The sequence below is a fragment of the Streptomyces sp. AB3(2024) genome, assembly GCF_041862025.1.
Taxonomy (GTDB): domain Bacteria; phylum Actinomycetota; class Actinomycetes; order Streptomycetales; family Streptomycetaceae; genus Streptomyces.
This window is the reverse complement of the sequence record NZ_JBGWAB010000255.1, coordinates 1-4,654: the sequence shown is the minus strand read 5'-3', so window position 1 is coordinate 4,654 and position 4,654 is coordinate 1. Positions and strand designations below refer to the sequence as shown.

Here is a 4,654-nt window from a genome sequence, read left to right as displayed (position 1 = left end):
CCCGGTCAAGGGTGACTGGAACGGTGACGGGACCGACAAGGTCGGTGTCTACCGTCCGGCGGAGTCCGACTTCTTCGGCGCCGCCAAGGACTCCAACTCCGTGATCTACCAGGCCCGTTTCGGTAGCCCGGGTGACATCCCCATCACCGGCCAGTGGTAGCAACCGCACGCTGACCTGTCCCGAAGGCGACACCGTACGCAAGCCACGGTGTCGCCTTCGCCGTCGGCCGAGACTGATCGGCCAGCGCCGACAGCACCCTGCCCAACCGGATGGACTACCTGGCCACCGACCTGGAGATCCATTTCCTGGAGATGTACAGCCCCTATGCCCACTGAGGGGTGCGGGCCGCTCCGGGACCGTCCGGCGGGGCCTGGAAAAAAATTCTCCCCGCGATGTCGAGAACCCGTGCCCCGCTCCGTCCCCGCAGTGAACGCGACCACAATGGGTCGCGTCCGCACCGCACGGAGGAGAGCCATCATGGCCAAGTACCTGCTGCTCAAGCACTACCGCGGCGCCCCGGCCCCGGTCAACGACGTACCGATGGACCAGTGGACCCCGGAGGAGATCTCGGACCACATGCGGTACATGAACGACTTCGCGGCCCAGCTCGAAGGGACCGGCGAGTTCGTCGACGGCCAGGCACTCGCCCCCGAGGGCACCTTCGTCCGCTACGACGGCGAAGGCCGCCCGCCCGTCACCGACGGCCCCTTCGCCGAGACCAAGGATCTCATCGCCGGCTGGATGATCATCGACGTCGACAGCTACGAACGCGCCGTCGAGCTGGCCGGGGAACTCTCGGCCGCTCCCGGGGCGGGCGGCAAGCCCATCCACGAGTGGCTCGAACTGCGCCCCTTCCTGGGCGCCCACCCCACCGTCACGGAGTGACCCCTGCCATGGACGAGGCCCGGCTGCGGAGCCTCACGCCCGGTGTGCTCGCCGTCCTCGTCCGCCGCGGAGCCGACTTCGCGGCGGCCGAGGACGCCGTACAGGACGCCCTGGTCGAGGCGGTGCGCGTCTGGCCGGACGACCCGCCGCGCGACCCGAAGGGCTGGCTGGTCACCGTGGCCTGGCGCCGCTTCCTCGACGCGGCCAGGGCCGACACCACGCGCAGGCGGCGCGAGGACCGCGTCGACCGGGAGCCGCCGCCCGGTCCCGCACGCGAAGCGGACGACACCCTCTGGCTCTACTTCCTCTGCGCCCACCCCGCGCTGACCCCGTCGTCGGCGGTCGCGCTCACACTGCGCGCCGTCGGCGGGCTCACCACCCGCCAGATCGCCCGGGCCTACCTGGTGCCCGAGGCGACCATGGCGCAGCGCATCAGCCGGGCCAAGCGCACCGTCTCCGGCGTGCGCCTGGACCGGCCCGGCGACGTCTCCACCGTGCTGCGCGTGCTCTACCTGGTCTTCAACGAGGGCTACTCCGGCGACCTCGACCTCGCCGCCGAGGCCATCCGCCTCACCCGGCGGCTCGCGGCCGCGATCGACCACCCCGAGGTGGCCGGACTGCTCGCCCTGATGCTGCTCCACCACGCCCGACGCGCCGCCCGGACCGCGCCCGACGGCAGCCTGGTCCCGCTCGCCGCGCAGGACCGGGGCCGCTGGGACACGCGGGCGATCGCCGAGGGCGTCGGGGTCCTGCGGGCGGCCCTCGCCCGCGACCGGCTGGGCGAGTACCAGGCCCAGGCCGCGATCGCGGCACTCCACGCCGACGCGCCGACCGCCGCGGAAACCGACTGGGTGCAGATCGTCGAGTGGTACGACGAGCTCGGCCGGCTGACCGACAGCCCGGTCGTCCGGCTCAACCGCGCGGTGGCCGTCGGCGAGGCCGACGGCCCGCGCGCCGGTCTGACGGCCCTGGCCGCACTGGATGGGTCCCTGCCCAGGTTCGCCGCCGTGGCGGCCTACCTCCACGAACGCGACGGGGATCCGGTGACCGCGGCGCGCCTGTACGCCGAGGCGGCCGGCAAGGCGTCCAACCTGGCCGAACGCGACCACCTGACCCGCCAGGCGGCCCGGCTCAACGCGCAGAAGGACCGGTGAGGCCCTGACGGCGCGGGGGTGTGGGCACCTGCGCGGAGGGGGAGGGGCAGGTGCCCACGGGTGACGGCCGGAGGCCGCTCGCCGAGTCGGCCGTCGATTCCAGCGTAGGCCCCACGGCCGGACGGGCCGAGTCAGACCGGGTCAGGCCGACTCCGGCGGGCTCAGGCCTGCTGCCTGCGCAGCAGCGGGGGAGCGGGGTTCGGCAGGGGGCTGGCCGCGGCGGGGCTCAGACCGTCCAGCACCAGGGTCACGTAGCGCCGCCAGCCGCCCTCGGCCGGATCCATGGTCCACAGCACGCTCACGAGCATGCCCATGACCCGCTTCAGGTCGTCGGGCACGAGGTCCGCCCGGATCACCCCGTCCCGCTGGCCCCGGACGACCAACGGGTCGAGCGCGTCGAAGAAGCGGGCGCTCGTCTCCGCGGTGAAGATCCCGGCGTTCCGCGCGGCGGTGAGTACGTGGTGCTCGTCGGCCGCCGAGGTCAGGGCGGCCTCGATCACGGTGGTCAGCCCGCGGCGCGCGTCCTCGTCGGTGAGGGCGCGGTCGATGACGGGGAGGACGTCCTGGGTGAACTGCTGGTCCAGCACCGCCCGCAGGAGGGCCGCCTTGTCCGGGAAGCGGCGGAAAAGGGTCGCGATGCCCACGCCGGCCCGCCGGGCGATCTCGTCGAGCGGCGCTTCGGGCCCTTGCCCGGCGTACACGTCGCGGGCCGCCCGGACGATCTTCTCGACGTTGCGCGCGGCGTCGGCGCGTAGGGGCCGGGGGGTATCGGTGGGCACGGCCCAAGCCTAACAACCGAGGGCCGACCGCCAGTTCGAGTTGACACCCCGCGAGTCCTGAAGTGATAGTTGACTACTGAATAGAGAGTGCCCGCACCCTCGCCTCCCCGCACCCCCGAACCGCGCCTTTAGGGATTCCGTCATGCCTCAGCCGCCCGCGGCTCCGCACACCGGCAAAGTGATCGCCACGCTCGCACTGGCGGGTGTCACGGCGGCCGTCATGCAGACCCTGGTCACTCCGCTCCTGGCCGACCTGCCGACGCTCCTCCACACCTCCTCCTCCAACTCGGCGTGGGTCGTCACCGCCACCCTCCTGGTCGCCGGCGTGTGCGTACCCATCAGCGGGCGCCTCGGGGACATGGTCGGCAAGCGCCGCGTGCTCCTGGCCTGTACGGTGCCGCTGATCATCGGATCGGTGGTGTGCGCGCTGTCCGGCGGCGTCGTCCCGATGATCGTCGGGCGCGGCCTGCAGGGCATCGGAATGGGCATGATCCCCCTGGGCATAGCCCTGCTCCGCGATGTCGTGCCCACCGAGAAGCTCAGCTCCTCCATCGCCCTGGTCAGTGCCTCGATGGGCATCGGCGGCGGCATCGGCCTCCCGCTCTCCGCGGCAGTCGCGCAGTACGCCGACTGGCGCTTCCTGTTCTGGGGCGCGGCGGCGCTCGCCACCGCCGTCGCCGGCATGATCCTGGCCTTCGTCCCCGACGTCCCGGCGGGCGCCAAGGGGCAGCGCTTCGACTTCGTCGGCGCGCTGGGCCTGGCCGTGGGCCTGGTGTGCCTGCTGCTCGCCGTCTCCAAGGGGGCCGACTGGGGCTGGGGCTCGGCCACCACCGTCGCACTGTTCGCCGGTGCCGCCGCGGTCCTGGCCGCCTGGGGTTGGTTCGAGTGGCGCACCACCGACCCGCTGGTGGACCTGCGCACCACCGTCCGCCCGCGCGTCCTGCTGACGAACCTCGCCTCGGTCTTCATCGGCTTCGGCATGTACGCGAGCATGCTGGTCGTCCCGCAGCTGCTCCAGTACCCCGAGGCCACGGGCTACGGCCTGGGCCAGTCGATGCTGGCCGCCGGCCTGTGGATGCTGCCCGGCGGCCTGATGATGATGGTCGTGTCCCCCCTCGGAGGCCGGCTCACCAACGCCCGCGGCCCCAAGGTCACGCTCGTCTGCGGCGCGGTCGTACTCGCCGCCGGATACGGGGTGGCCCTCCTGCTGGCCGGCACGGCGCCGGGCCTCATGGTCGCCGCCATGGTGATCAACAGCGGGGTCGCCCTCGCGTACGGAGCCATGCCGGCCCTGATCATGGGCGCGGTGCCCCTCGCGGAGACCGGTGCCGCCAACGGCTTCAACACGCTGATGCGCTCCCTGGGCACCTCGACCGGCGCCGCCGTCGTCGGCGTGGTCCTGGCCCGGATGACCACCACGGCCGGGGGGTTCACCTTCACCTCCGAGAGCGGCTTCCGTACCGGGCTGTTGCTGGGCGGCGCCCTGGCGCTGGTCTCCGCGGCCGTCGCCGCCCTCATCCCCGCCCCCCGGGTGGAACCGCCCACCCCCGGGGGCGCGCAGGGGCCGACGACGGAGACGGCCGCAGCGGCCGCGAGCGCGTAACGGGAGCCGCCCGGCAGGAGCCGCGGGGGGGGGGGGGGGGGGGGGGGGGGGGGGGGGGGGGCGGGGGGGGGGGGGGGGGGGGGGGGGGGGGGGGGGGGCGGGGGGGGGCGCGGGCGGGGGGGGGGGGGGGGGGGCGGGCCGCGCCCCCCCCCCCCGGGGGGGGGTTGGGGGGGGGCGGGGCGGGGCGGGGGGGCCCCCCCCGCGACCGGCGCCTTCCGGTCAGCGGGCCGGG

At 74.2% G+C, this 4,654-nt stretch carries 4 protein-coding genes; 3 read left to right on the top strand and 1 reads right to left on the bottom strand.

Annotation, left to right across the window (positions count from 1 at the left end; genetic code table 11):
- The first annotated feature begins 478 nt into the window (after positions 1–478).
- Both ACEPPI_RS39875 and ACEPPI_RS39870 read left to right on the top strand, forming a co-directional pair.
- Positions 479–886, top strand: coding sequence for a YciI family protein (locus ACEPPI_RS39875; protein WP_373920143.1), 408 nt, complete (start codon positions 479–481; stop codon positions 884–886).
- An 8-nt stretch (positions 887–894) separates the two neighbouring features.
- Positions 895–2,040, top strand: a complete 1,146-nt coding sequence (locus ACEPPI_RS39870; RefSeq protein ID WP_373920144.1) for an RNA polymerase sigma factor — start codon at positions 895–897, stop codon at positions 2,038–2,040.
- 161 nt (positions 2,041–2,201) lie between these two features.
- Here ACEPPI_RS39870 and ACEPPI_RS39865 read toward each other — a convergent pair whose 3' ends face one another.
- Entirely contained in the window at positions 2,202–2,819 is a 618-nt protein-coding gene (locus tag ACEPPI_RS39865; RefSeq protein ID WP_373920142.1) for a TetR/AcrR family transcriptional regulator, read from the bottom strand.
- A gap of 142 nt (positions 2,820–2,961) precedes the next feature.
- On the opposite strand from ACEPPI_RS39865, the gene ACEPPI_RS39860 reads away from it, so the two are divergent.
- Positions 2,962–4,422: an MFS transporter gene (locus tag ACEPPI_RS39860; RefSeq protein WP_373920141.1), complete on the top strand. Its 1,461-nt coding sequence runs from the start codon at positions 2,962–2,964 to the stop codon at positions 4,420–4,422.
- The last annotated feature ends 232 nt before the right edge of the window (positions 4,423–4,654 follow it).